The sequence below is a fragment of the Actinoplanes ianthinogenes genome (assembly GCF_018324205.1).
Lineage (GTDB): Bacteria > Actinomycetota > Actinomycetes > Mycobacteriales > Micromonosporaceae > Actinoplanes > Actinoplanes ianthinogenes.
This window is the reverse complement of sequence record NZ_AP023356.1, coordinates 3,355,915-3,380,946: the sequence shown is the minus strand read 5'-3', so window position 1 is coordinate 3,380,946 and position 25,032 is coordinate 3,355,915. Positions and strand designations below refer to the sequence as shown.

The following is a 25,032-nucleotide window of genomic DNA, read 5'->3' as shown; positions in this document are numbered from 1 at the left end:
AAGGGAGCTCGCGCATGAGCAGTGAACCAGCCGTCACCGGAACCGATGAAGAACGACTAGCGCAACTCGGGTACAAACAGGAACTTCACCGCCGGTTGTCCGGCTTCTCCAACTTCGCCGTCTCCTTCTCGATCATTTCGATTCTGGCCGGTGCGATCACCTCCTACGGGATCGCGATGAACGCCGGCGGCCCCATGGCGATCACGCTCGGCTGGCTCTTCGTGGGTGGCATGGTCACCCTGGTGGCGCTGGCCATGGCCGAGGTCTGCTCGGCCTATCCGACGGCCGGCGCGCTGTACTGGTGGGCCGCGGCGCTGGCCAAACGGAACAAGGCCGCCTGGGCCTGGTTCATCGGCTGGTTCAACTTCCTCGGCGAGGTCGCGGTGACCGCGGCGATCGACTTCGGGGCGGCGATCACCACGGCGGCGTTCCTGAGCCTGACCTTCGACATGGAGGTCACCACGCCGCGGACCTTCCTGATCTTCCTGGTCATCATCGTGGTGCACGGCTTGCTGAACACGTTCGGCGTGAACCTGGTGCGGGTGCTCTCCGACGTCAGCGCGTGGTGGCACCTGATCGGCGTCGGCGTGATCGTGGTGCTGCTGGCCGTGCTGCCGGACCAGCACAAGCCGATCTCCGAGGTGTTCTTCGAGGTGAAGAACGCGACCGGGTTCGACTTCACCGGGGCGACCGTGTACGCCGTCCTGATCGGACTGCTGATGGCGCAGTACACCTACACCGGGTACGACGCCTCCGCGCACGTCGCCGAGGAGACGCACGACGCGGCGAACGCGGCGCCGCGGGGCATCGTGATGTCGGTGGTGGTGTCGGTGATCGCCGGGTTCGTGCTGCTGTTCGCGATCACCTGGTCCATCCAGGACTACGACGGGTCGGCGACCACCTCGCTGGGGCTGCCACCGGCGCAGATCTTCATCGACGCGGCCGGGCACGACGTGGGCACGTTCCTGCTGTTCATCTGCATGGTCGCGCAGTGGTTCTGCGGGATGGCCTCGGTCACCGCGAACTCGCGGATGTCCTACGCGTTCGCCCGGGACGGCGCGCTGCCCGGCTCCCGGCTGTGGAAGCAGGTCAACCCGCGGACCGGCACCCCGACCAACTCGATCTGGCTGTGCGTGACCATCTCCACGATCCTGGTGCTGCCGTCGCTCTGGAACACCACGGCGTACCTGGCGGCCACCTCGATCGCGGTGATCGGGTTGTACATCGCGTACGTCGGCCCGGTCTTCCTGCGCCGCCGCAACGCGGAGTTCGAGCCCGGCCCGTGGCAGCTCGGCCGGTGGAGCGCGGTGATCGGTTGGACCGCGATCGTCTGGGTAGGTGTCATCTGCGTGCTGTTCGTGCTGCCGACGGCCGGTCCGATCACCGCGAAGAACTTCAACTACACGATCTTCGCGGTGGCCGTGGTGCTCGGTGGGGCGACGATCTGGTGGTTCGCGGGCGCCCGGAAGTGGTTCACCGGACCCCGATCGAACCTGCTGGAGAAGGCGGCACACGGCGAGCAGACCATGCCGACGGCCAACGACTGATAGGACTGGACCCATGGATCTCGAGGACCTCGACGTCGCGGTCGGCAACGGCAGCATCGACACGGTGCTGCTGGCGCTCACCGACATGCAGGGCCGTTTGCAGGGCAAGCGGCTGCACGGCCGGTATTTCATGGACGAGGTGGCGAGCGGCGGCAGCGAGGGGTGCAACTACCTGCTCGCGGTCGACGTCGACATGAACACCGTGGACGGGTACGAGATGTCCTCCTGGTCCACCGGGTACGGCGACTTCGTGATGCGGCCGGACTTCCGCACGTTGCGCCCGGTGCCGTGGCAGCCGGGCACCGCGCTGGTGCTGGCCGACCTGTTCGACACCGCGGGAGAGCCGGTGCCGGCGTCACCGCGGCAGATCCTGCGCCGCCAGCTGGACCGGCTGGCGGCGCACGGCCTGACGGCGTTCGCCGGGACCGAGCTGGAGTTCGTCCTGTACCGGGACAGCTATGAGCACGCGCACGCGCTCGGCTACCGCGGCTTGACCCCGGCGAACCAGTACAACGTGGACTACTCGCTGCTCGGCACCGCGCGGGTCGAGCCGCTGCTGCGCCGGATCAGGAACGACATGTACGGCGCCGGCCTGCTCCCGGAGAGCGCCAAGGGCGAGTGCAATTTCGGTCAGCACGAGATCGCGTTCCGGTACGCCGACGCGCTCACCTGCGCCGACAACCACGTCATCTACAAGAACGGGGCCAAGGAGATCGCCGCCCAGGAGGGGATGGCGCTCACCTTCATGGCCAAGCCGAACGAGCGCGAGGGCAACTCCTGCCACATCCACTTCTCGCTGCGCGGCGCGGACGACCGGTCGGCGATGCTCGGCGACGGGCCGGCGCATCTGAGCGAGATCGGGCAGCGGGCGATCGCCGGGCTGCTCGCCACGATGCGCGAGTTCAGCCTGCTGTTCGCGCCGAACATCAACTCGTACAAGCGGTACCAGCCCGGGTCGTTCGCGCCGACGGCGCTGCGCTGGGGGGTGGACAACCGGACCTGCGCGCTGCGGATCGCCGGGCACGGGCAGGGGATGCGGGTGGAGAACCGGGTGCCCGGCGGGGACGTGAACCCGTACCTGGCGATCGCCGCCCTGGTGGCCGGGGCGGTGCACGGCATCGAGGCGGAGCTGCCGCTCGAGGACGAGTTCGCCGGGAACGCCTACCTGGACGCGACCGCCGGGCGGGTGCCGGGGACGCTGCGCGAGGCGACCGACCTGTGGGCCTCCTCGGAGGTTGCGGAAGCGGCGTTCGGGGCCGATGTGGTCGCGCACTACGCCAACATGGGCCGGGTGGAACTGGCGGCTTTCGACGCCGCGGTGACCGACTGGGAACTGCGTCGTGGATTCGAACGCCTCTGAGTGTGAGGATCTTGGCGTGGGGACTACTGATGTGATCAACCCGGCGACGGGCGCGGTCTTCACGACCGTGCCGTCGCTGGACCTGGCCGCCACCGACGCGGCCATCGACCGTGCCCAGAAGGCTTTCGACCGATGGCGCGCGGTCGCGCCCGGTGACCGGGCGCGGCTGCTGCGCCGCTTCGCCACGGTGGTCGAGGACCACCTGGAGGAGCTGGCGCAGGTGGAGGTGCGCAACGCGGGGCACACCATCGGCAACGCCCGCTGGGAGGCCGGCAACGTCCGTGACGTGCTGAACTACTACGCCGGCGCGCCGGAGCGGCTGTCCGGCCGGCAGATCCCGGTGCCCGGCGGTCTCGACGTGACCTTCCACGAGCCGCTCGGCGTGGTCGGGATCATCGTGCCGTGGAACTTCCCGATGCCGATCGCCGGCTGGGGGTTCGCCCCGGCGCTGGCGGCCGGCAACACGGTCGTGCTCAAGCCGGCCGAGCTCACCCCGCTGACCGCGATCCGGCTCGGCGAGCTGGCCCTGGAGGCGGGGCTGCCGGAGGACGTCTTCCAGGTGCTGCCGGGCAAGGGGAGCGTGGTCGGGCAGCGGTTCGTCACGCATCCGGCGGTCCGCAAGGTCTGCTTCACCGGCTCCACCGCGGTCGGAAAATCGATCATGGCGGGCTGTGCCGAGCAGGTCAAAAGGGTCACTCTGGAACTCGGCGGGAAGAGCGCCAACGTCGTCTTCGCGGATGCCGATCTCGAGGCCGCGGCGGCGGCCGCGCCGGGCGCGGTCTTCGACAACGCGGGTCAGGACTGTTGCGCGAGGTCACGGTTGCTGGTCGAGGCTTCGGTGTACGACAAGTTCCTCGCCCTCCTCGAACCAGCCGTCACGAAATTTCGGGTAGCAGACCCGTCCAGTGAGATGTCGGAAATGGGCCCACTGATCTCTTCCGGTCAACGGGACACCGTGGCGTCGTACGTGGACGGTGCCGACGTCGCGTTCCGTGGTTCCGCCCCGGACAGTGACGGCTGGTGGTTCCCGCCGACCGTGCTGCTCGCTTCCGGCGCGGCGGACCGGCACTGGCGCGAGGAGATCTTCGGCCCGGTCGTCAGCGTGCTCCCGTTCCGCGACGAGGCCGAGGCGATCCGTCTCGCCAACGACACCGAGTACGGCCTCTCCGGCTCGATCTGGACCCGTGACGTCGGCCGCGCCCTGCGGGTCTCCCGTGCGGTGGAGACCGGCGCGCTGAGCGTCAACAGCAACTCGTCGGTGCGGTACTGGACCCCGTTCGGCGGGATGAAGCAGTCCGGCCTCGGCCGCGAACTGGGTCCGGACGCGCTGCTGTCGTTCACCGACGTGAAGAACGTCTTTATCTCGATGGGGGCTTGAGTGGAGCGCTTGCAGGACCGGGTGGCCGTGATCACCGGCGCCGGGAGCGGGATCGGGCTGGCCACCGCCCGGCGGTTCGCCGCCGAGGGCGCCAAGGTGGTGGCCGTCGACATCTCCGAGGACGCCGGCAAGGCGGTCGCCGCCGAGGTCGGCGGGGAGTTCGTGGCCTGCGACGTCAGCGACGAGGAGCAGGTCAAGGCGCTCTTCGACGGGGTCGCCGAGCGGCACGGGCGGGTCGACATCGCGTTCAACAACGCCGGCATCTCCCCGCCCGACGACGACTCGATCCTGGTCACCGGGCTGGACGCGTGGGAGCGGGTGCTCAAGGTCAACACGACCAGCGTCTTCTTCTGCTGCAAGTACGCGATCCCGCACATGCAACGGCAGGGCAAGGGCTCGATCATCAACACCGCGTCGTTCGTGGCGCTGCTCGGCGCGGCCACCTCGCAGATCGCTTACACCGCCAGCAAGGGCGGGGTGCTGGCGATGACCCGGGAGCTGGGCGTGCAGTTCGCCCGGGAGGGCATCCGGATCAACGCGCTCTGCCCCGGCCCGGTGGCCACCCCGCTGCTGATGGAGCTGTTCGCCAAGGACCCGGAGCGGGCCGCCCGCCGCCTGGTGCACGTGCCGATGGGCCGGTTCGCCGAACCGGAGGAGATCGCCGCCGCGGTGGCGTTCCTGGCCAGTGACGACGCCTCGTTCATGACCGCCTCGCAGTTCGTCGTCGACGGCGGGATCACCGGTGCGTATGTAACTCCGCTGTAAACGTTTAGTCACCCGCCGGCCGGGGAACGGGATCTTTACTACAGGGGTCGAATCCCTGTTCAGTCGGGTCTTGGTCCCCGTCTGAAGCAGGTCTGAAGGGGCCCGTCGCGCGGCGCCGGATCACCGGCGCCGCGCGCCTGTGTGAGGAGCGTGGGCGGGCGGTGGCTACGGTGGTGCGATGCGTCCGATCATCGGGATAACGACGTACGAGTTGCCCGCGTCCTGGGGCGTGTGGCGTGATCTTCCCACCACCCTCGTTCCGAGCGACTACGCCGCCGCGGTCACCCTGGCCGGCGGCCGGGCGGTGCTGCTGCCGCCCGACGACCGGGACACCGATGTGCTCCGGATGCTGGACGGCCTGCTGTTCTCCGGCGGTCCGGACATCTCCCCGGGTTTGTACGGCGCGGAACCGGGGATCCACACCGTGACCCACCCGGAACGGGACGAAGCCGAACTTCTGCTGCTCCGGGCGGCCCTCGACCGGGACCTGCCGGTCCTCGGCGTCTGCCGGGGCATGCAGCTGCTGGTCGCCGCCGCCGGTGGGGCACTGCACCAGCATCTGCCCGATGTGCTCGGCCACGAGCGGCACCGCCCCGCCCCGGCGGTGTACGGGCGGCACGACGCCGTCTTCACCCCCGGCAGCCGGATCGCCGGCCTGATGGGCGAGGACGTCACCATCAACTGCTTCCACCATCAGGGCGTCGCCGATCCCGGGAAACTGGTCGTCACCGGCCGGGCCGAGGACGGCCTGCCGGAGGCGGTCGAGGACCTGGACCGGAGCTTCGTGCTCGGCGTGCAGTGGCATCCCGAGGTCGGCCGGGACAAACGGATCTTCGGCGCCCTGGTGGCGGCGGCAGCCGAACGGAGCTAGGAGGACCACACCCCCATGCGCAGACCGCTGATCGGCCTTACCGCGTACGCGGAGCAGGTGCGGTACGGCCGCAACGACCTCTACGCCGGCATGCTGCCGATGACCTATGTCAAAGCGGTGCACGCCAGCGGAGGGCGAGCGGTGCTGATCACCCCGGACGACCCCGGCACCGACGTGCTCGAGTCGCTGGACGGCATCGTGTTCACCGGAGGCGGCGACGTGGATCCGGCGCACTGGGGGGAGAGACCGCACCCGGAGACCGAGGCGGACGCCGGGCGCGACGCCGCCGAGCTGATGCTGATGCGCGCCGCCCTCGACGCCGACCTGCCGGTGCTCGGGGTCTGCCGGGGACACCAGGTGATGGCGGTGGCCACCGGTGGCTCGCTGCACCAGCACCTGCCGGACCTGATCGGGCACGACCGGCACCGGGGCGCGACCGGCACCGATCCGCTCGCGGCCGGGGCCGGCGACTACGGCCGGCACGACGTGGTGACCGCCGCCGGGTCCCTGGCGCACGACCTGTTCGGCCGGCAGACCACGGTGAACTCGTTCCACCATCAGGCGGTCGCCGATCCGGGTGAGTTCGTGGCGACCGGCTGGTGCCCGGACGACCGGGTGGTGGAGATCATCGAACATCCCGGGCACACCTTCGCGCTGGGCGTGCAGTGGCATCCGGAGCGGACCACGGACCTGCGGGCGTTCGCCGCTCTGACCGAGGCCGCCGCCCTGAACCGGGAAATCGCCGCGGCGGTGTAGCGCGGCGGCCCGGCCGGGCCGGTGTTAACGTGCCTCCGGGCCGGGCTTCCCGGCCACCGACCCCCCACGGGAGGCTTCGATGGGCGCCCTGCCGGCCCGCCTGCGCACCGCTTTCGAGCGCGGCGGCGAGATGGGCCGCCGGATGGCCGAAGTGGACTGGTCCGCCTCGCCGGCCGGTGATCCGGCGCGGTGGCCGCCGGAGCTGGTCGACGCGGTGGTCACGGCGCTCGCCTCGAAGACGCAGATCTGCATCTTCTGGGGCCCCGAGCACGTGGTGCTCTACAACGACGCGTACATCCCGGTGGCCGGCGCCAAGCATCCGGCGTACCTGGGCCGGCCCGGCCGCGAGATGTGGGCCGAGACGTGGGACCTGGTCGGCGAGCTGTTGCGCCGGGTGGCCGAGAGCGACGAGGCGTTCTACGCCGACGACCTGCTGTTCACCCTGGACCGGCACGGCTTCCTGGAGGAGACGTACTTCGACATCTCGTACGACCCGTTGCGTGCCGGGGACGGGACGGTCTCCGGGGCGATGTGCATCGTCACCGAGACCACCGGGCGGGTGCTCGGCGAGCGGCGGGTGCGCACCCTCGCCGCGCTCGGCCGGCGGCTGGCCGATCTGTCCGACCCGGCCGCGCTGGCCGCCGAGGCGGTCGCGGTGCTCGCGGAGAACCCGGGGGACGTGCCGTTCGCCCGGTTGGTGCTGGGCGAGGCGCCGGAGCGGGACCGGATCCCGCTGCGGGAGCTTGCCGACCCGCCGGCGGGCGCCCGGGAGGAGGCGCTGGTGCTGCCGATCGGGGACGGCACCGGCACGGTCGGCGCGCTGGTCCTCGGGGTCAGCAAGCTGCTCCGGCTGGAGGGCGATTACCGGGACTTCCTGGAGGTGGCCGCGGCCCAGATCTCCCGGGCGGTGGCCAACGCGCGGGCCTACGAGCTGGAACGCCGCCGGGCCGCCGAACTGGCCGCCCTAGACGAGGCCAAGACCGCGTTCTTCTCGAACGTGAGCCACGAGTTCCGTACCCCGCTGACGCTGATCCTGGGTCCGCTGGAGGACCTGCTCGTGGACTCGGCGGTGGACGGCGCCGTGCGCGACCGGCTGCTCCCGGTGCACCGCAACGGCCTGCGCCTGCTCAAGCTGGTCAACACGGTGCTGGACTTCTCCCGGCTGGAGTCCGGCCGGATCCGTGCCGTCTACCGCCCCACCGACCTGGCCGCGCACACCGCGCGGCTGGCCACCTCGTTCCGGCCGGCCACCGAGCGGGCCGGGCTGGACCTGGTGATCACGACGCCGTCGTCGCCGGTGCGGGTGTACGTCGACCCCGAACTGTGGGAGAAGATCGTCCTCAACCTGCTCTCCAACGCGGTGAAGTTCACCCGTGAGGGGACCATCGAGGTGCACGTCCGGGTGACCGGCGGCCACGCCGAGCTGGTCGTGCGGGACACCGGCGTGGGCATCCCGGCCCGCGAGCAGCCCCGGCTGTTCGACCGTTTCCACCGGGTCACCGGCGCCTGGTCGCGCAGCCACGAGGGCACCGGCATCGGGCTGGCCCTGGTCCGCGAGCTGGCCGAACTGCACGGCGGCACGGTCGCGGTGCGCAGCGAGCCGGAGGCCGGCAGCGAGTTCCAGGTCCGGATCCCGTTCGGCGCCGGGCACCTGCCGCCCGACCGGGTCAGCGACGACCCGGTCCCGTCCGGCGCCGCCGACCCGCGGCTCTGGGTGGACGAGGCGGTCTGGTGGACCGGGGAGGGCGGCCGCGCCGATGCGGTCCCGCCGAGCGCCGGCGGCCGGATCCTGCTCGCCGACGACAACGCCGACCTGCGGGAACACGTCACCCGGCTGCTCAGTCCGTACTGGGAGGTGGTCGGCGCGGTGGACGGGGCGTCGGCCCTGGAGCTGGCCCGGGACCGGCCGTTCGACCTGGTGCTGACCGACATCATGATGCCCCGGCTGGACGGCTTCGGGCTGATCGCCGCGCTGCGCGCCGACCCGCGGACCCGGGACGTGCCGATCGTGGTGCTCTCCGCCCGGGCCGGCGAGGAGTCCGCGGTCGAGGGGCTGGCCGCCGGCGCCGACGACTACCTGGTGAAACCGTTCTCGACCCGGGAGCTGACCGCCCGGGTGCGGGCCAACCTGGAGCTCGGCCAGCTGCGCCAGCAGACGGTCAGCCGGCTCGGCGGGCTGGTCGACGCCGCGGTCGCGTTGAACGCGGTGGCCGGCACCGCCGAGGTGCTCGACGTCGCCGCCCGGCACGTGCTGGCGATGACCTCGGCCGGCCGGGTGGTGGTGACCGCCCCGGACGCCCGGGCCGAGCGGGACGGCGGCGCCGAGGCGGCCGCCGAGCCGGACCTGGTGCTGCCGCTGCCGGACACGGCCGGCGCCTCGCTCGGCGAGCTGCGGGTCTGGTCCGGGCCGGGCGGACCGGTCGAGCCGGAGCTGCTCACCCAGCTGGCCCGGCTGGTCGGCTTGCGGCTGGCCAACGCGCGGCTCTACGAGAGCGAGCACCGGATCGCCCGGACGTTGCAGCACAGCCTGCTCCCGCAGTCCCTGCCCCGGGTCCCCGGCGCCGTGGTGGCCAGCCGGTACGTGGCCGGCAGCAGCGAGGCCCGGGTGGGCGGCGACTGGTACGACGTCATCGCCGGCCCGGACGGCCGCCTCTACCTGGTGATCGGGGACGTGGTGGGCAAGGGCGTGCAGGCCGCCGCCACCATGGGGCAGCTGCGCAACGCGCTCCGGGCGTACGTCTTGGAGGGTTTCGATTGCGGTCCGGCCCTGAGCCGCCTCAACCGCCTGGTCGACACGCTGGGCCGGCGGCAGTTCGCCACGGTGCTGGTGGTGCGCTTCGATCCGGACACCCGGGTGCTGCGCTACTCCTCGGCCGGCCACCCGTCACCGATCCGGGTCACCCCGGGGGAGCCGGGCTCGTTCCTGTACCGCGCGGCGCTCGGGCCGCCGATCGGGGCGCTGGGCGAGGTGCCCTATCCGACCCGGGAGGCCCGGCTGGAGCCCGGCGACCGGCTGCTGCTGTACACCGACGGGCTGGTCGAGGACCGCAAGCAGGGCATCGACGCCGGCCTGGCCGAGCTGACCACCGAGGTGGCCAAGCCCACCGAGCACGTCGAGGATCTGCTGGACGCGCTGCTGGCCAAGGCCACCCGGCAGGCCCACCGGGACGACATCGCGCTGATCGCGCTCGAGGTGACCGAGCCGCGCGAGTTCGTCATGCGGCTGCCCGCCGACCCGAACCGGCTCAGCGTGCTGCGCAAACGGCTGGAGGACTTCCTGGCCGCGCACGGCGTGCCGGAGCCGGACGTGTTCGACCTCACGGTGGCGGTCTCCGAGGCGGCGGCGAACGCGATCGAGCACCCGATCGACCCGGTCGAGCCGGTGATCACGGTGGAGACCTCGGTCGAGGCGGACACGATCGTGGTCACCGTGCGGGACACCGGGCGCTGGCGGCCGGCCACCGACGCCGGGTTCCGCGGGCGCGGGCTGGCGCTGATCGGGGCGCTGACCGAGCTGGCCGTGCACCGGTCGCCGACCGGGACGGCGGTCACCCTGCGGCGGCCGATCAGCCCCGGTCCTGCTTGAGCCAGGGCTGGTCGCTGAGCCCGGAGATGTCCAGCACCCGGCGGACCCGGCCGGACGGCAGGACCTCCAGGGTGCCCGGGAACCGCTCGGCCAGCCGGATCAGCGCGTGGATCGCGGCCGAGTCGAAGAAGGTGACCGCGCGCAGGTCGAGCGTCGCGCCGGTGACACCGGCCGGGGTGGCGGCCGCGAAGAGCGCGTCGGCCGTAGCCATGTCCACCTCGCCGGTCACCGTGACGGTGACTCGGTCGCCGGAGACAGCGCCGTTCGCCGAGAATGTCGGGTCCTGGCCATCTTGATCCACCAGAACACGATTTCACAGAGCCACAGGAGCGGCAAGGACGGGGCCGATCGCCGGTTCACCCGGCGGATAGGCTGTTGCCATGACCGTTCGTGCGCCCCTAGTGCCGGGAAAGCAGTCACCCTGGCGATCGGTCCCGGCCGACATCGTCCGCCCCGAATATGTCGGAAAGAAGCGCCCCAAACAGTGGCAGGGCTCGCACGTGCAGACCGCGGAGACCATCGAGAAGATGCGGGTCGCCGGTCGGATCGCCGCCCAGGCCACCCAGCTCGCCGGCGAGCACTGCAAGCCGGGCGTGACCACCGACGAGATCGACCGGGTGGTGCACGAGTTCATCCTGGACCACGGGGCCTACCCGTCCACCCTGGGTTACAAGGGCTTTCCCAAGTCCTGCTGCACCTCGCTGAACGAGGTGATCTGTCACGGCATCCCGGACTCCACCGTGCTGGAGGACGGCGACATCATCAACGTCGACGTCACGGCGTACCTGAACGGGGTACACGGTGACACCGACGCCACGTTCTGCGTGGGCGAGGTCAGCGAACAGGCCCGGCTACTGGTCGAGCGGACCCACGAGGCGATGATGCGGGGCATCCGCGCGGTCGCCCCGGGCCGCCCGATCAACGCGATCGGCCGGGTGATCGAGGCCTATGCCCGCCGGTTCGGTTACGGCGTGGTCCGCGACTTCACCGGGCACGGCATCGGCGAGACGTTCCACTCCGGCCTCTACGTGCCGCACTACGACAACCCCCGGCTGGACACCGTGATGGAGCCGGGGATGACGTTCACCATCGAGCCGATGATCACCCTCGGCACCCATGAGTACGAGATCTGGAAGGACGGCTGGACGGTCGTCACCAAGGACCGCAAGTGGACCGCCCAGTTCGAGCACACCCTGGTGGTGACCGACGACGGCGTCGAGATCCTGACGCTGCCGTGACCACGATCGTCGAGCACCACCACGCCGACGTCTCCGGCGGCTGGCTGCGGGCCGCGACGTTCGGCGCGATGGACGGCCTGGTGACCAACATCGCGCTGATCGCCGGCGTGGGCGGCGCCAGCACCGACCGGCACCTGCTGGTGCTGACCGGGATGGCCGGCCTGGTGGCCGGCGCGATCTCGATGGGCATCGGCGAGTGGACCAGCGTCCGCACGCAGAACGAGCAGATCGCCGCGGAGCTCGACAAGGAGCTGTACGAGCTGCGGGTCAACCCGGACGGCGAGGCCGACGAGCTGGTCGAGACGTGGACCGCCCGCGGCCTGCCGCCGGACCTGGCCCGGCAGGTCGCCGAGGTGCTCAAGGCACATCCGGAGCAGGCGCTGCGGGTGCACGCCCAGGAGGAGCTCGGCGTGGTGCCGGACGAGCTGGCCAGCCCGTGGACCGCGGCGGCGTCCTCGTTCGTCTGTTTCGCGGTGGGCGCGGTGATCCCGCTGCTCACGCTCCTTCTGGGGTACGACGATCTGTGGGCCGCCCTGGCCGTCGGGGGACTGGGCCTGTTCGCCGCGGGGGCGATCGTCTCCCGGCTGACGGCCCGGCCGTGGTGGCTCGGCGGGCTGCGGCAGTTGCTGCTCGGGCTGCTCGCGGCGGTGCTCACCTACGGCGTGGGCGCGGTGATCGGGGTCAACGTCGCCTGAGCGGGGCTCCGGGCGTACCGAAATCGGGTGTTGATCGTCAGTCGAAGAGCGCGCCCAGCGTGCCGTCCACCGGACGGCCGCGGGCGGCCAGCTCGTCCGCCTGGTATTTCAGGATCGCGCCCAGCTCCAGCATGTCGGCGGCGGCCACCCCGGTCCGTTTCACCGCGTCGGCCTGGTTGCGGAACCAGGTGCGGGTGAGGAAGCCGGCGACCAGCGCGGCGTGCACCCGGGCCTCGGCGATCGTCACCAGCGCGGCGTCCGTGTCGTACCACTGGGTGAGCCGGACGGCCCGCTGCCGGGCGCTGTTCGCGATCGCCCAGTTGTGCCGGGCCAGCTGGCTGAACTCGGCCGGCCGGGCCTCGGTCAGCAGGTTCTGGTGCGCCTCGCGCAGCTCCTTGAAGAAGTCCTTGGGATCGTGCAGCGGGAACGTGTGCATGTACCGGTCGGCGTGCAGCGGCCAGCGCGCGGTCAGCAGCCGGGCCTCGGCCAGCGCCTCCTCGGCGGCCAGCACACGCAGATCGACCGGGACGCCGTCGACCTTGCGCAGGGTCGATCGCGGCCCGGTCCGCGGGCGGTAGGTGACCACCACCAGGTTGACGTCGCTGCTGTCGGTGTCGTCGCCGTGCGCGATCGAACCGGCCACGCCGATCGCCTGCACCTCGGCCGCCCACCGGTGCTGGATCGCGTCGGCGAGCCGGTCGGCCAGGGCGCCTCGCAGGGAAGTGGTGTCGATCTCGTCGATCACCACCTCATTCTGTCCCGATCAGGGGGTCGGGCGGCCCGGAAAGATCAGGGTGAGCGGCGTGACCTGGGCGATTTTGCGCCACTTCGTCGCACGAACTGCGGAGTCGGTCAAAGCCGACAGTGCGTCGACCCGCTCGGTGCTCTCGGTGACCGGCAGCACCACGCGCCAGGCCTGTGCCACCCCGTCCTCGATCCGCACGGCCAGTTTCAGCGCCGAGCCGCGGTCCTCGACCGGGAACGGCAGCTGGTAGCCGGCCGGGGTGGGCGCGGCGCTCGCTCGCAGCGCGGCCAGCCGGCCGACCAGGTAGTCCCGGCGCAGCCGGTGCACGTCCTCGGCGGCCCGTGCCTGGTCCTGCTCGGCGCCGTCCCGCAGGTGCACGCCGATCAGCCCGTACGCCCAGATGGCCGCCTCCTCGGCGGTCAGGGCCCCGGCCAGTTGCTCTTTCATGGTCGGGAAACCTAGCGCAGGGCTTCCGCGTGCGTCGCCCGAGCGGCGGCGATCGATCCGATCAGCGCGGCCCGCTCGGCCGGCGCCGCCTTGCACGCGGCCACCGCGGTCTTCTGCGCGGCGAGCTCGGCCTGGCGCAGCGCGGCCACGGTGTCCCCGGCCCCGGTGGCGGCCGAGGGCGCGGCCGAGCCGGACGGGAGCGTGGTGCCGATCACCTTGGCCAGCTCGGCGGCGTGCGCGCGGTGCGCCGTGGCGAACGCCGCGAGTGCCGGCTGGGTCACCGCGAGCCGCTGATACGACCCGGCGAGCGCCACCGCCTCGTCCAGCACCGGCTGCAACGGGTCCGGCGCCGGGGCCGGCTCCGGCTCGTCGTCGAAGAGCCCGCAACCGCCCAGCGTGACCAGGCCGGCCAGCCCACCGGCCGTGCCCAGCACCCGGCGGCGGGTGTGTCCGCCATCGCTCATCCGCACCGCGCCAGTCAACACCATCCCCTCTACCGGATGATGTCCGGGAGCGCTGACCTGCGGATCAGGTGGTTTTGGTGCGGCGCCGCGCCGTCCGGGGAGTCCGCGCGTTACGCTCTGCGTCAGCCGCGGGGCCGAGGACTGCCCGGCGGCATATAGTCGTTGCAGCACAAAAACTAGCGAGAGGTCGAGCCCGATGACGCAGCGTGGTCGCGCCGGGGCCCGGCCCGGTGGTCGCCCCGGTGGCCGGCGGACCCAGCCGGAGACCCGGAGCACTCCCGTCGCCCCGCGGATCGATCTGACCGCGGCCCGCGCCCGGCTCCGCGAGGTGGTCGAGCCGGTGATCACCAAGGCCGGATACGACCTGGAGGACCTCACCCTGACCCGGGCCGGCCGCCGGTTCGTGGTCCGGGTGCTGATCGACACCGACGGCGGGATCAGCCTGGACGATGTGGCGACCGTCTCCCGGGAGGTCTCCGAGGCGCTGGACAGCGCCGAGGAGCAGGGCGGCGAGCTGCTGGCGGGGGAGTATCAGCTGGAGGTCGGCTCGCCCGGGGTGGACCGGCCGCTGACCGAGCCACGGCACTGGCGCCGCAACACCGGCCGCCTGGTCGCGGTGAACGGACTGACCGGCCGGGTGCTGAGCACCGCCGACAGCGGCGTGACGCTGGAGGTGGACGGCGCCCCGCGCGAGGTGCCGTGGGCCGATCTCGGACCCGGCCGGGTCCAGATCGAGTTCAAGCGCATGGACGAGGCCGATTTCGGCGACGAAGACGAAGATGACGACGACGAAGGGGAGGGCGAGGAGTGAACATCGACCTCGCGGCGCTGCGCGCCCTGGAGCGCGAGCGGGAGATCCCGTTCGAGACGATTCTCGCGGCCATCGAGACCGCGCTGCTGACCGCGTACCGGCACACCGACGGCGCGGAGAGCCACGCCCGGGTGGAGATCGACCGCAAGACCGGCGTCGCCTCGGTGCTGGCGCAGGAGCTGGACGCGGACGGCACGGTGGTCCGGGAGTGGGACGACACTCCGCACGACTTCGGCCGGATCGCCGCCATGACCGCCAAGCAGGTGATCCTCCAGCGGCTCCGGGAGGCCACCGACGAGCAGCACTTCGGTGAGTACGCGGGCCGCGACGGCGACCTGGTCACCGGCGTGGTGCAGGCCGACGCCGCGCGTGCCGAGAAAGGCATCGTGATCGTCGACCTGGGCAAGCTGGAGGCGGTGCTGCCGCAGTCCGAGCAGGTCCCCGGGGAGTCCTACGAGCACGGGTCCCGGATCCGCTGCATCGTGGTACACGTCGCCAAGGGGTTCCGCGGGCCGCAGATCACCCTGTCCCGCTCGCACCCGGCCCTGGTCAAGAAGCTGTTCGCGCTGGAGGTTCCGGAGATCGCCGACGGCACCGTCGAGATCGCCGCGATCGCACGTGAGGCAGGTCACCGTACGAAGATCGCGGTCCGCTCCACGGTCCAGGGTGTGAACGCCAAGGGCGCCTGCATCGGCCCGATGGGCCAGCGGGTCCGCGCGGTGATGAGCGAGCTGCACGGCGAGAAAATCGACATCATCGACTGGTCGGACGACCCGGCTCACTTCGTCGGCAACGCGCTCTCCCCGGCGAAAGCCCTGCGTGTGGAGGTTGTCGACGCGGCCACCCGGACGGCCAGGGTGACCGTGCCCGATTTCCAGTTGTCCCTGGCCATCGGCCGGGAGGGGCAGAACGCTCGGCTCGCCGCCCGGCTCACCGGCTGGCGCATCGACATCCGCCCGGACAACGAACCCGCTCCAGTCGCGGACCGTGATGCGGCCGAGGCGGGGAACTGACCGGATACGCGGTCGCCGCGATCGAGGGGTAGACTTGCCCTTGGTCGGCCCGACGCGAACCTGCGTCGGCTGCCGCAACCGCGCGCCGGCCGCTTCATTGCTGCGGTTCGTCGCGGCCGGATCCGGGGATGACCTCCGGCTTCTGCCCGATCCGCGCCGCCGACTGCCGGGCCGGGGAGCGCACCTGCATCCCGATCCGGCCTGCTTCGCGCAGGCGGAGCGACGTCGCGCCTTCGGGCGTGCGTTGCGTCTCACCGGTGTTGCTGACGCCGGACTGCTTGCCGAGCACATCCGCACGGTCTCCGTGCCGTGCGGAACCACCGATGACGAGGCGTTGCCGCCCCGTCACGACCCAGCAAGGTAGGACGACCCAGATGAGCACTCGATGAAGTCCCTGAAATGACCAGGCTTCTAGTGCACGAGTGAGGTCGCTGCGGGTACTGCTCGCACGACCTCGAGATGAGGAGTGCAGTGCCAGGCAAGGCCCGCGTACACGAGCTCGCGAAAGAGCTCGGGGTCGACAGCAAGACCGTGCTCGCCACATTGAAGGACATGGGCGAGTTCGTTAAGTCCGCATCCAGCACCGTCGAGGCCCCGGTGGCCCGGCGGCTGCGTGGCGCCCTCGAGGCGAGCGGCAGCGTCCCGGCGGCTCCGTCCGCTTCGGCCGCGCCCGCTTCCGCCCCGACCGGCGGTGCCCCTACTCCGACTTCGGCGCCGCGTCCCGGCCCGCCGTCGGTCCGTCCGCAGCCCCCGCGCCGTCCCGGGCCCACGCCCGGCCCCGGCCCGTCGGCTGCCCCGACTTCGCCGGCTCCCTCGCCCGGGCCCACCGCCCGGCCGAACCCGGTGCCCGGTCGTCCGGGCCCGCGGCCCGGCCCGGTCGCCAAGCCGGCCAGCGCGCACGACATCGAGGTGGCGGCCGCCGAGGCACGCGCCCAGGCGCTGAAGGCCGAGCAGGAGGCCGCCGTCAAGGCTGCGCAGGCCGCTCAGGCAGCCCGCGCGCGGGACGCCGAACGCCGGCCCAGCCCGCAGAACCCGACCGAGGGTGGCCCCCGTGGTCCTCGTCCGGGTCCGGGTGGCATGCCGCCGCGTCCGGGTTCCCCGGCCGCGGGTCGCACCGGTGGCAACCAGGGTGGTCAGGGTCACGGCGGTCCCCGTCCGGGTCCGGCCGGCGGCTCGCCGCGGCCGCCCGCGCGTGGTCCCGGCAACAACCCGTTCGGTGTCTCCGGTAACGCCGCGGCCGGTCCGCGTCCGTCGCCGGCCTCGATGCCGCGTCCCAACCAGCCCGGCATGCCGCCGCGGCCGAGCCCGGCGTCGATGCCGCCGCGGCCCAGCCCCGCGTCCATGCCCTCGCAGCGTCCCGCCGGTCCCGGCGGCGGCCGTGGCGGCCCCGGCGGTGGCGCCGGTCGTCCCGGCGGTCCCGGTGGCGGCCGTGGCGGCCCCGGTGGCGGCGGCGGTGGCTTCCGTCCCGGTGGCGGCGGCGGTGGCGGCGGCTTCCGTGGCGGTCCCGGTGGGGGCGGCGGCGGTGGCGGCTTCCGTCCCGGTGGTGGCGGCGGTGGCGGTTTCCGTCCCGGTGGCGGTGGCCCCGGTGCCGGTGGCGGCGGTCCCGTCGGCGCTGGTGCTCCGGGTCGTCCCGGCGGTGCCGGTGGTCGCGGTCGTGGCGGTGGCGCGGCGGGTGCCTTCGGGCGTCCCGGCGGCCGGCCGACCCGTGGCCGCAAGTCGAAGAAGCAGCGGCGTCAAGAGTTCGACAACCTGTCGGCTCCGCAGATGAGCTCGGGTGCTCCGCGCGGTCAGGGTCAGGAGATCCGGCTGTCGCGTGGCGCCTCGCTGTCCGACTTCGCCGACAAGATCAACGCGAACCCGGGCTCGCTCGTCCAGGAGATGTTCAACCTGGGTGAGATGGTCACGGCGACGCAGTCGGTCTCCGACGACACGCTGCTGCTGCTCGGTGAGCACCTCGGCTTCGACGTCAAGATCGTCAGCCCCGAGGACGAGGACCGTGAGCTGCTCGCGCAGTTCAACATCAACCTCGACGCCGAGGTGGCGGAGGACCGTCTGGTCACCCGTCCCCCGGTGGTGACGGTGATGGGTCACGTCGACCACGGTAAGACGAAGCTGCTCGACGCGATCCGCAAGACCAACGTGGTCGCCGGCGAGGCGGGTGGCATCACCCAGCACATCGGCGCCTACCAGGTCGTCGTCCCCCACCAGGGGGAGGAGCGGGCGATCACCTTCATCGACACCCCGGGTCACGAGGCGTTCACCGCCATGCGTGCCCGTGGTGCCCAGGTCACCGACATCGTCATCCTCGTGGTGGCGGCGGACGACGGCGTGATGCCGCAGACGGTCGAGGCGCTCAACCACGCCAAGGCCGCCGAGGTGCCGATCGTGGTCGCGGTGAACAAGGTCGACAAGCCGGACGCCAACCCGGACAAGGTCCGGCAGCAGCTGACGGACTACGGCCTGCTCGCCGAGGAGTACGGCGGCGACACGATGTTCGTCAACGTCGCGGCGAAGCCCGGCATCGGCATCGACGACCTCCTCGAGGCCATCCTGCTGACCGCCGACGCGTCGCTGGAGCTGACCGCCCCGATCGACGGCCCCGCTCAGGGTGTCGCGGTCGAGGCTCACCTCGACAAGGGCCGCGGCGCCGTCGCGACCGTCCTGGTGCAGAAGGGCACGCTGCGGGCCGGCGACTCGATCGTGGCGGGTGGCGCGCACGGCCGCGTCCGCGCCATGCTCGACGAGAACGGCAAGCAGGTCGCCGAGGCCGGTCCGGCCCGTCCGGTGCTGGTCCTGGGTCTGACGTCGGTGCCCAGCGCCGGCGACACGTTCCTGGCCGCCGAGGACGACCGCACGGTCCGCCAGATCGCCGAGCAGCGTCAGGCGCGCCGTCGTGCGGCCGCCTTCGCCAACTCCGGCGCCAAGGCCACGCTCGAGACGCTCATGGCCCAGCTCAAGGAGGGCGAGAAGACCTCGCTCACGCTGGTCATCAAGGGCGACAGCTCGGGTTCGGTCGAGGCTCTCGAGGACGCGCTGTTCAAGATCGAGATTCCGGACGAGATCCAGCTCAAGGTCATCCACCGCGGCGTCGGTGCGATCACCGAGAGCGACGTCAACCTGGCGTCGGCCTCGTCGGAGCAGACCGCGACGATCATCGGCTTCAATGTCCGGGCCTCGAACAAGGTCAAGGAGATGGCCGACCGCGCCGGCGTGGAGATCCGCTACTACAGCGTGATCTACCAGGCCATCGAGGAGATCGAGGCGGCGCTCAAGGGCCTGCTCAAGCCGGAGTACGAAGAGGTCGAGCTGGGCACGGCGGAGATCCGCGAGGTCTTCCGCTCGTCCAAGATCGGTCTGATCGCCGGCTGTATCGTCCGGACCGGTCTCATCCGCCGCAACACCAAGGCGCGGATCATCCGCGAGGGCACGGTCGTGGCGGAGAACGTCACGATCAGCTCGCTCAAGCGGTTCAAGGACGACGCGACCGAGGTGCGCGAGGGCTTCGAGTGTGGTCTGACCTTCGGTGGCTTCGGCACGCCGCAGATCGGCGACATCATCGAGACCTTCGAGATGCGCGAGAAGCCGCGGGCGTGATCCCCGGCTGATGGTCAGCGGCCCCGGCGGGTTACCCGCCGGGGCCGCTGCTTTTCCGCGCTGGGAGGATTGGGGGCATGTCCCGCTACGCCATGCTGCTCGCCCCGTCCGCCAACCGCGTCTACGCCGACCAGGCGTCCCGCATGTCCCAGGCGGAGCTGGCCGCGTTCGCCCCGGTGCTCTCCGGCCCGCCGGCGGAGATCGGGACGGCCGCGATCGGCGGTGTGGAATACCTGACGTTCACCGCCGACCTGAGTGCGCGGGACATCGCCTACCTCTCCAACCTGTCCGCCGCCTACGCCCTGTTCGAACTGGTCGAGGGTGACCTGCTGCGGCCGGTGGGCCTGAGCCCGCTGGCGCGTTACGACAGCGACCTGATCACCATCCCGAAGTACGCGGGCAAGACCAACGAGCAGTTCACCAAGCTGGTGCTGAACCTCACGCTGCTCGCGTCGGCCTCCGCGGACCGGATGCTGGACGGCCAGCTCACCGTGCTCGACCCGCTGTGCGGGCGGGGCACCACGCTCAACCAGGCGCTGATGTACGGCTACGACGCGCTCGGCGTGGAGATCGACGGGAAGGACGTGGAGGCGTACAAGCTGTTCCTGCAGACCTGGCTCAAGCGCAAGCGGCTCAAGCACACCGCCGAGCTGGTGCCGATGCGCCGGCAGGGCCGCCGGGCCGCCCGCCGCCTGGAGGTGACCCTGGCCGCCAGCAAGGACGACCACAAGGCCGGCGCGGTGCAGAGGGTGACCGTGCTGCACGCCGACACCACGGCGCTGGACGGGCTGATCCGGGGCAACGTGGCGGACGTGCTGGTGGCCGACCTGCCGTACGGGGTGGCCCACGGCTCCTACGACGACGCCGGTGGGATCTCCCGCCGCCCGCTGGACCTGCTGGAGCGGGCCGTGCCGGAGTGGCTGCCGCTGCTGCGTCCCGGCGGCGCGATCGGCCTGTCCTGGAACACCAAGGTGGCCCGGCGCGAGCTGGCCGAGGACATCCTGCTCGCCGCCGGTCTGGAGATCGTCGAGCACGCGGACCTGTCGCACCGGGTCGACCAGGGCATCGAGCGCGACGTCGTGGTCGCGCGGAAAAGGGGCTGACCAGCGGCGGAACGGGGCGTAGCCTTGCTCGCTGATGTATACCGAGACCGCAGTCTTCGACCTGCTTCTGCCCGGTGACTCCCGCTCGCTGAAGCAGAAGCGTTCGTACGTTCGCCCGATCATCGCGATGCTCAAGAAGTTCGAGGTCAGCGTCGCCGAGGTGGGCTTCCACGACCTGCACGGCCGGGCACAGATCGGGGTGGCCGTGGTGGCACCCGATCCGGCACAGGCGCGCGCCGTGATCGACACCTGTGAGAATCAGGTGGCCGGGCGCCCGGAGACCGAGTTGTTGTCGGTCAAGCGCCGTCTCTACGGCGACGACGACTGACGCATGGTGGTTCTGTCATAGCGCCTGGGTACGCTTCACCAAGTTGGGCGGGGGCAACGTTGACCCGCGGGTTACACAGTCGGAGGTGGGCGAGATGTCAGATCCGGCCAAGACGCGTCGGCACGCTGAGCGTGTCCGTGAGCTGGTGGCCTCGCTGGTGCGGGAGATCAAGGATCCCCGTTTGGGCATGGTGACGGTCACGGACGCCCGGATCACCGGTGACCTCCGGGAGGCGACCGTCTTCTACACCGTGCTGGGCGACGCGACCGAGCAGTCCTCCACGGCGGCGGCGCTGGAGAGCGCCAAGGGCATGCTGCGCAGCCGGGTCGGGCACGCGCTGGGGCTGCGGCACTCGCCGAGCCTGGCGTTCAAGCTCGACAGCGTGCAGGACAACGTGAAGGAGATCGACGACCTGCTGGCCGCCGCGCGGCACCGGGACGAGGAGGTCCAGCGGCTCGCGGCGGGCAAGAAATACGCCGGTGACCCGGATCCGTACAAGTCCGAGGAGCCGGACGACGAGGACGACGACGAGGCCGAGCGGGTGGGTGCCCGCGAGGACCTCGGGTGACGCTGCCGTCTATCGGGCCCGCCGCCGAGCAGTGGGACGCCGCCGTCGCGGCGGTCCGCGCGCTCGGCGGTGCGGCCGAGATCCAGCTGATCTGTCATGTCAGCCCGGACGGGGACGCGCTGGGCAGCATGCTCGGGTTCGGTCTCGGGCTGCGCCGCCTCGGGCACACCCGGGTGCGGGCCACCTTCCCCGGCGAGTTCCGGGTCCCGACGCCCTATGCGGACCTGCCCGGCATGGATCTGCTGGTGCCGGAGCACGAGGCGTTCGACGAGCCGGATCTGGTCCTGGTCTTCGACGTGGCCAGTGAGTCACGGCTGGGCGGCCTGGCCGCCCGGGTCGCGGCCGCGCCGGTCAGCGTGGTCCTCGACCACCACGCGTCGAACACCGGGTTCGGCACGATCCGCCTGGTCGACCCGCGCGCGGCGGCCACCTCGGTGCTCGCCGAGCAGCTGATCGCCCGGCTCGGGGTGCCGCTGGACGCGGAGATCGCCGAGTGCTTCTACGTGGCGCTGGCCACCGACACCGGGTCGTTCAAGTTCGACGCGACCACGGTGGCGGTGCACGAGTTGGCCGCCCGGCTGATCGCCACCGGGCTGCGGCCGGGTGACATCTCCCGCCGGATCTTCGACACCCGGCCGTTCGGCGCGATGAAACTGGCCGGCGAGGTGCTCGGCCGGGCGGTGCTGGAGCCGGCCGCGGCCGGCGGGCTCGGCCTCGTCTGGACCTACGCCACGCTGGCCGACCTGGACCGGCACGAGCAGCCGCCCTACGTGCTGGACACCCTGATCGACCCGGTCCGCTCGGTCGCCGAGGCCGACGTGACGGTGCTGGTGAAACAGGTCGCCGAGGGGGAGTGGGCGGTGTCGCTGCGCAGCAAGGGCGCGGTCGACGTGAGCCGTCTGGCCATCTCTCAGGGTGGCGGGGGTCACCGTCTGGCGGCCGGTTTCACCGGATTTGGGGAGCCGAGCGACGTGGTGGACACCGTGCGTCGGCTTCTTGACGATTATCGGAATTGACGCTGTTTCAACAGCTCACCGGGGGTCATCCGAAAGGGTGGCCCCCTTCTTTTCGTCTCGGATCCCGGGATCCCCCGGTGCGGGGCACTGACTGAACGTTAGTTTGAGTGCTGAACGGTGATTTGGTTTTGCGCGGCTGACACCTCCGCCTCCCGTGAGACCGCGAGCCGCCCGGGTCCACCGCCCCGGGTCGCGTCACCTCTGCCATGTGTTCGGCGATCCCGGACCGGCCAGTGACGCCCCGCTCGACCGCTTCCGGGCGCTCCGCAGGCGCGAGCGCCCAAACCACACCGTGGAAGGAACCTCTCATGGCTGCCAAGCCGAAGCCCCAGCCCTCCGAAGACGCCCGCGAGCAGGCGCGCCGCGCGCTGCAGACCTCGCTGGACACGCGTCAGTGAGAGCTCGGTCGGTGTAAGGCACCGACCGGTGTTGTAACCCTTACCTCTGGGCGGGCATCATGGGAGACCATGAGCCAGTCCGCCCAGATCGCCAAGCTCGCCCTGCCCGCCCTCGTGGTGCTCGCCGCCGAGCCGCTCTACGTTCTGGTGGACACCGCGGTGGTCGGCCATCTCGGGCCGGTCCCGCTGGCCGCGGTCGCCGTCGGTGGCACCGTGATGTCGGTCGCGGTCTGGTTCGGGACGCTGATGGCGTACGGGACGACCGGACGCGCCGCCCGCCGCTTCGGCGCGGGTGACCGCCCGGCCGCCGTCGCCGAGGGCGTCCAGGCGTCCTGGCTGGCCCTCGGGGTCGGCCTGACGCTCGGCCTGCTCGGCGTTCTCCTGGCCGGCCCGCTGGCGCACGCGCTGGCCGGCAACCCGGAGACCGCGGACGCGGCCGCCGGCTGGTTGCGGATCGCCGCGCTCGGCGTGCCCGGGCTGCTGCTCGCCGCCGCCGGCAACGGCTGGATGCGCGGCGTGCAGGACACCCGCCGGCCGCTGTTCATCGTGCTCGGCGCCAACGTGCTCTCGGCGATCCTCTGCCCGCTGCTGGTCTATCCGCTCGGGCTCGGCCTGACCGGGTCGGCCATCGCCAACGTGACCGCGCAGTCGGCCGGCGGCGGGCTGTTCCTGCTGGCACTGGTCCGGGAGACCCGGCGGCTGCGCCCGGCGCCGTCGGTGATCGTCCGGCAGGTGGTGCTCGGCCGGGACCTGCTGATCCGCGGCGCGGCGTTCCAGGCGTGCTTCCTGTCGGCCACCGCGGTGGCGTCCCGCTTCGGGGTGGCCGCGGTCGGTGCGCACCAGATCGCGCTGCAACTCTGGTTCTTCGCCGCGCTCGCCCTGGACGCGGTCGCCATCGCCGCGCAGTCGCTGGTCGGCGCGGCGCTCGGGGCCGGCGACGCGGACCAGGCCCGGGACGTGGCCCGCCGGGTGACCATCGCCGGCGGGGTGGCCGCGGTCGTCTTCGCGGCGCTGGTCGGCGCGGGCGCCTCGGTGATCCCCGCGCTGTTCACCGACGACCCCTCGGTCCTCGACCAGGCCGCGATCGTCTGGCCGTGGTTCGTCGCGCTCCTCCCGTTCGCCGGCGTGGTCTACGCCCTGGACGGCGTCCTGATCGGCGCAGGCGACGTGGCGTATCTGCGCACCACCACGATCCTGGCCGCCCTCCTGGGTTTCCTCCCGATGATCTGGCTGGCCTACGCCCTCGATCTCGGCCTCGGCGGGGTCTGGGCGGGTCTGGCGCTGTTCACCTTCGCCCGCCTGGCGGCCACTGTCTCCCGGTGGCGCTCGCCACGCTGGGCGGTTGTCGGCGCGACCCGCTGACCCGCTCGGGCCGCCGCGCGGTCTCGATCCGCTCAGGACTTCAAGATCTTCATATACGCGGGTCCGCTGGGGTGCGGATCGCATGCTCCCGCGCGGGCCGGAGGCAGCGATCTGGCCGCTGGCGCGTCCAAACCGATCGCTGCCTCCTTCACTGTCCGCGGGTGGTTCCGGAGATCAACCCCCAGCTGGCGCCCAGCGCCCTATCCCATCCCCGGATAGGGCCACCAGCGCCAGCCCGACAGTCTCCGGCTGGTGCTCAGCGCCCTATCCGATTCGCGGGTAGGGCCACCAGCACCAGCCGGACACTCTCGGGCTGGTGCTCAGCGCCCTATCCGATTGCCGGATGGGGCCACCAGCACCAGCCGGGCGGTCTCGGGCTGGTGCTCAGCGCCCTATGCCATTCCCGGTCAGGGCCACCAGGGCCAGCCGGACAGTCCGGCTGGTGCTCAGCGCCCTATCCGATTCGCGGGTAGGGCCACCAGTGCCAGCTGGACGGTCTCGGGCTGGTGCTCAGGGCCCTATCGGGTCACGGGATAGGGCTACCAGCGCCAGCCGGACGATCACCGGCTGGTGCTCAGGGCCCTATCCGATTCGCGAATAGGGCTGCCAGGGCCAGCTGGACGGTCTCGGGCTGGTGCTCAGCGCCCTATGCCATTCCCGGTTAGGGCTACCAGTGCCAGCCGGACGGTCTCCGGCTGGTGCTCAGCGCCCTATCCGATTCGCGGTTAGGGCTACCAGGGCCAGCCGGACAGTGCGGCTGGTGCTCAGCGCCCTATCCGATTCGCGGTTAGGGCTACCAGGGCCAGCTGGGCGGTCTCGGGCTGGTGCTCAGGGCCCTATCGGGCTACGGGATAGGGCGGTGAGGGCCAGCTCGGGTTTGGGCGTGGGCCGGGGCGGTGAGTTTGAGGGGCTTGGCGGGCGGGTTTGGACGGTGCGGGGGTGTGGATGAGGCGGGGTCGGGGGACACGCCTGCGAACGTTGGGCTGT

The 25,032-nt window shown here is 71.7% G+C and carries 22 protein-coding genes; 18 read left to right on the top strand and 4 right to left on the bottom strand.

What is annotated here, in order from left to right; all coding sequences use genetic code 11:
- Positions 1–14: 14 nt before the first annotated feature.
- The 7 genes from Aiant_RS15135 to Aiant_RS15105 all read left to right on the top strand — a co-directional run bounded on the left by Aiant_RS15135 (position 15) and on the right by Aiant_RS15105 (position 10,263).
- Positions 15–1,547 (top strand): amino acid permease, encoded by a 1,533-nt coding sequence (locus tag Aiant_RS15135; RefSeq protein ID WP_189328887.1) that lies wholly within the window; start codon positions 15–17, stop codon positions 1,545–1,547.
- A gap of 13 nt (positions 1,548–1,560) precedes the next feature.
- Positions 1,561–2,907, top strand: coding sequence for a glutamine synthetase family protein (locus Aiant_RS15130; protein WP_189328888.1), 1,347 nt, complete (start codon positions 1,561–1,563; stop codon positions 2,905–2,907).
- Positions 2,908–2,923: 16 nt separating this feature from the next.
- Positions 2,924–4,285, top strand: a complete 1,362-nt coding sequence (locus tag Aiant_RS15125; protein WP_189328889.1) for an aldehyde dehydrogenase family protein — start codon at positions 2,924–2,926, stop codon at positions 4,283–4,285.
- A complete protein-coding gene (locus tag Aiant_RS15120; RefSeq protein WP_189328890.1) occupies positions 4,286–5,050 on the top strand; it encodes a 3-oxoacyl-ACP reductase in 765 nt (254 codons plus the stop codon).
- A gap of 178 nt (positions 5,051–5,228) precedes the next feature.
- Positions 5,229–5,921, top strand: coding sequence for a gamma-glutamyl-gamma-aminobutyrate hydrolase family protein (locus Aiant_RS15115; protein ID WP_189328891.1), 693 nt, complete (start codon positions 5,229–5,231; stop codon positions 5,919–5,921).
- A 15-nt stretch (positions 5,922–5,936) separates the two neighbouring features.
- Positions 5,937–6,677 carry a gamma-glutamyl-gamma-aminobutyrate hydrolase family protein gene (locus tag Aiant_RS15110; RefSeq protein ID WP_189328892.1) on the top strand — a complete coding sequence of 247 codons (741 nt, stop codon included), beginning with the start codon at positions 5,937–5,939 and terminating at the stop codon, positions 6,675–6,677.
- 79 nt (positions 6,678–6,756) lie between these two features.
- Entirely contained in the window at positions 6,757–10,263 is a 3,507-nt protein-coding gene (locus Aiant_RS15105; RefSeq protein ID WP_189328893.1) for a SpoIIE family protein phosphatase, read from the top strand.
- On the opposite strand, the gene Aiant_RS15100 is transcribed toward Aiant_RS15105, so the two are convergent.
- On the bottom strand, positions 10,244–10,564 hold the full coding sequence (locus Aiant_RS15100) for an STAS domain-containing protein (RefSeq protein ID WP_189328894.1): 321 nt from the start codon (positions 10,562–10,564) through the stop codon (positions 10,244–10,246). The two genes, Aiant_RS15105 and Aiant_RS15100, sit on opposite strands and share 20 nt — an antisense overlap.
- A gap of 79 nt (positions 10,565–10,643) precedes the next feature.
- On the opposite strand from Aiant_RS15100, the gene map reads away from it, so the two are divergent.
- Positions 10,644–11,501, top strand: coding sequence for a type I methionyl aminopeptidase (map, locus tag Aiant_RS15095; RefSeq protein WP_189328895.1), 858 nt, complete (start codon positions 10,644–10,646; stop codon positions 11,499–11,501).
- Positions 11,502–11,569: 68 nt separating this feature from the next.
- Positions 11,570–12,196: a VIT1/CCC1 transporter family protein gene (locus Aiant_RS15090; RefSeq protein WP_425322695.1), complete on the top strand. Its 627-nt coding sequence runs from the start codon at positions 11,570–11,572 to the stop codon at positions 12,194–12,196.
- Positions 12,197–12,233: 37 nt separating this feature from the next.
- On the opposite strand, the gene Aiant_RS15085 is transcribed toward Aiant_RS15090, so the two are convergent.
- Genes Aiant_RS15085 through Aiant_RS15075 form a run of 3 tightly spaced genes read right to left on the bottom strand, consistent with a single transcriptional unit; the run spans position 12,234 to position 13,852 of the window.
- On the bottom strand, positions 12,234–12,944 hold the full coding sequence (locus Aiant_RS15085) for a nucleotidyltransferase domain-containing protein (RefSeq protein WP_425322671.1): 711 nt from the start codon (positions 12,942–12,944) through the stop codon (positions 12,234–12,236).
- A 15-nt stretch (positions 12,945–12,959) separates the two neighbouring features.
- Entirely contained in the window at positions 12,960–13,388 is a 429-nt protein-coding gene (locus tag Aiant_RS15080) for a ferritin-like domain-containing protein (protein WP_189328898.1), read from the bottom strand.
- Positions 13,389–13,399: 11 nt separating this feature from the next.
- Entirely contained in the window at positions 13,400–13,852 is a 453-nt protein-coding gene (locus Aiant_RS15075) for a hypothetical protein (RefSeq protein ID WP_229829865.1), read from the bottom strand.
- A gap of 196 nt (positions 13,853–14,048) precedes the next feature.
- Between Aiant_RS15075 and rimP the strand changes: the two genes are divergently transcribed.
- The 9 genes from rimP (at position 14,049) to Aiant_RS15030 (ending at position 24,045) form a co-directional block, all read left to right on the top strand.
- On the top strand, positions 14,049–14,663 hold the full coding sequence (gene rimP / locus Aiant_RS15070; protein WP_189328900.1) for a ribosome maturation factor RimP: 615 nt from the start codon (positions 14,049–14,051) through the stop codon (positions 14,661–14,663).
- The gene (gene nusA / locus Aiant_RS15065) at positions 14,660–15,676 is read left to right on the top strand and encodes a transcription termination factor NusA (protein ID WP_189328901.1); all 1,017 of its coding nucleotides are present in this window, start codon (positions 14,660–14,662) and stop codon (positions 15,674–15,676) included. The genes rimP and nusA overlap by 4 nt, the downstream gene beginning before the upstream one ends.
- Positions 15,654–16,040 (top strand): YlxR family protein, encoded by a 387-nt coding sequence (locus Aiant_RS15060; RefSeq protein WP_189328987.1) that lies wholly within the window; start codon positions 15,654–15,656, stop codon positions 16,038–16,040. Before nusA ends, Aiant_RS15060 begins: the two co-directional genes overlap by 23 nt.
- Positions 16,041–16,147: 107 nt before the next feature.
- A complete protein-coding gene (gene infB, locus Aiant_RS15055) occupies positions 16,148–19,270 on the top strand; it encodes a translation initiation factor IF-2 (protein ID WP_189328902.1) in 3,123 nt (1,040 codons plus the stop codon).
- A 77-nt stretch (positions 19,271–19,347) separates the two neighbouring features.
- Entirely contained in the window at positions 19,348–20,373 is a 1,026-nt protein-coding gene (locus Aiant_RS15050) for a TRM11 family SAM-dependent methyltransferase (RefSeq protein ID WP_189328903.1), read from the top strand.
- A 34-nt stretch (positions 20,374–20,407) separates the two neighbouring features.
- Entirely contained in the window at positions 20,408–20,701 is a 294-nt protein-coding gene (locus tag Aiant_RS15045; protein WP_189328904.1) for a DUF503 domain-containing protein, read from the top strand.
- 94 nt (positions 20,702–20,795) lie between these two features.
- Positions 20,796–21,269, top strand: coding sequence for a 30S ribosome-binding factor RbfA (gene rbfA / locus Aiant_RS15040; RefSeq protein ID WP_189328905.1), 474 nt, complete (start codon positions 20,796–20,798; stop codon positions 21,267–21,269).
- Positions 21,266–22,285, top strand: coding sequence for a DHH family phosphoesterase (locus Aiant_RS15035; protein ID WP_189328906.1), 1,020 nt, complete (start codon positions 21,266–21,268; stop codon positions 22,283–22,285). Before rbfA ends, Aiant_RS15035 begins: the two co-directional genes overlap by 4 nt.
- A 467-nt stretch (positions 22,286–22,752) precedes the next feature.
- On the top strand, positions 22,753–24,045 hold the full coding sequence (locus tag Aiant_RS15030) for an MATE family efflux transporter (protein ID WP_189328907.1): 1,293 nt from the start codon (positions 22,753–22,755) through the stop codon (positions 24,043–24,045).
- Positions 24,046–25,032 lie beyond the last annotated feature (987 nt).

Coding starts and splice junctions, on each gene's coding strand:
- Aiant_RS15030 (WP_189328907.1), top strand. CDS start 22,753: ATGAGCCAGTCCGCCCAGATCGCCAAGCTCGCCCTGCCCGCCCTCGTG.
- Aiant_RS15105 (WP_189328893.1), top strand. CDS start 6,757: ATGGGCGCCCTGCCGGCCCGCCTGCGCACCGCTTTCGAGCGCGGCGGC.
- Aiant_RS15080 (WP_189328898.1), bottom strand. CDS start 13,388: ATGAAAGAGCAACTGGCCGGGGCCCTGACCGCCGAGGAGGCGGCCATC.
- rimP (WP_189328900.1), top strand. CDS start 14,049: ATGACGCAGCGTGGTCGCGCCGGGGCCCGGCCCGGTGGTCGCCCCGGT.
- Aiant_RS15090 (WP_425322695.1), top strand. CDS start 11,570: ATGGACGGCCTGGTGACCAACATCGCGCTGATCGCCGGCGTGGGCGGC.
- Aiant_RS15115 (WP_189328891.1), top strand. CDS start 5,229: ATGCGTCCGATCATCGGGATAACGACGTACGAGTTGCCCGCGTCCTGG.
- Aiant_RS15130 (WP_189328888.1), top strand. CDS start 1,561: ATGGATCTCGAGGACCTCGACGTCGCGGTCGGCAACGGCAGCATCGAC.
- Aiant_RS15060 (WP_189328987.1), top strand. CDS start 15,654: ATGCGGCCGAGGCGGGGAACTGACCGGATACGCGGTCGCCGCGATCGA.
- Aiant_RS15050 (WP_189328903.1), top strand. CDS start 19,348: ATGTCCCGCTACGCCATGCTGCTCGCCCCGTCCGCCAACCGCGTCTAC.
- Aiant_RS15110 (WP_189328892.1), top strand. CDS start 5,937: ATGCGCAGACCGCTGATCGGCCTTACCGCGTACGCGGAGCAGGTGCGG.
- Aiant_RS15075 (WP_229829865.1), bottom strand. CDS start 13,852: ATGAGCGATGGCGGACACACCCGCCGCCGGGTGCTGGGCACGGCCGGT.
- map (WP_189328895.1), top strand. CDS start 10,644: ATGACCGTTCGTGCGCCCCTAGTGCCGGGAAAGCAGTCACCCTGGCGA.
- rbfA (WP_189328905.1), top strand. CDS start 20,796: ATGTCAGATCCGGCCAAGACGCGTCGGCACGCTGAGCGTGTCCGTGAG.
- Aiant_RS15135 (WP_189328887.1), top strand. CDS start 15: ATGAGCAGTGAACCAGCCGTCACCGGAACCGATGAAGAACGACTAGCG.
- Aiant_RS15045 (WP_189328904.1), top strand. CDS start 20,408: ATGTATACCGAGACCGCAGTCTTCGACCTGCTTCTGCCCGGTGACTCC.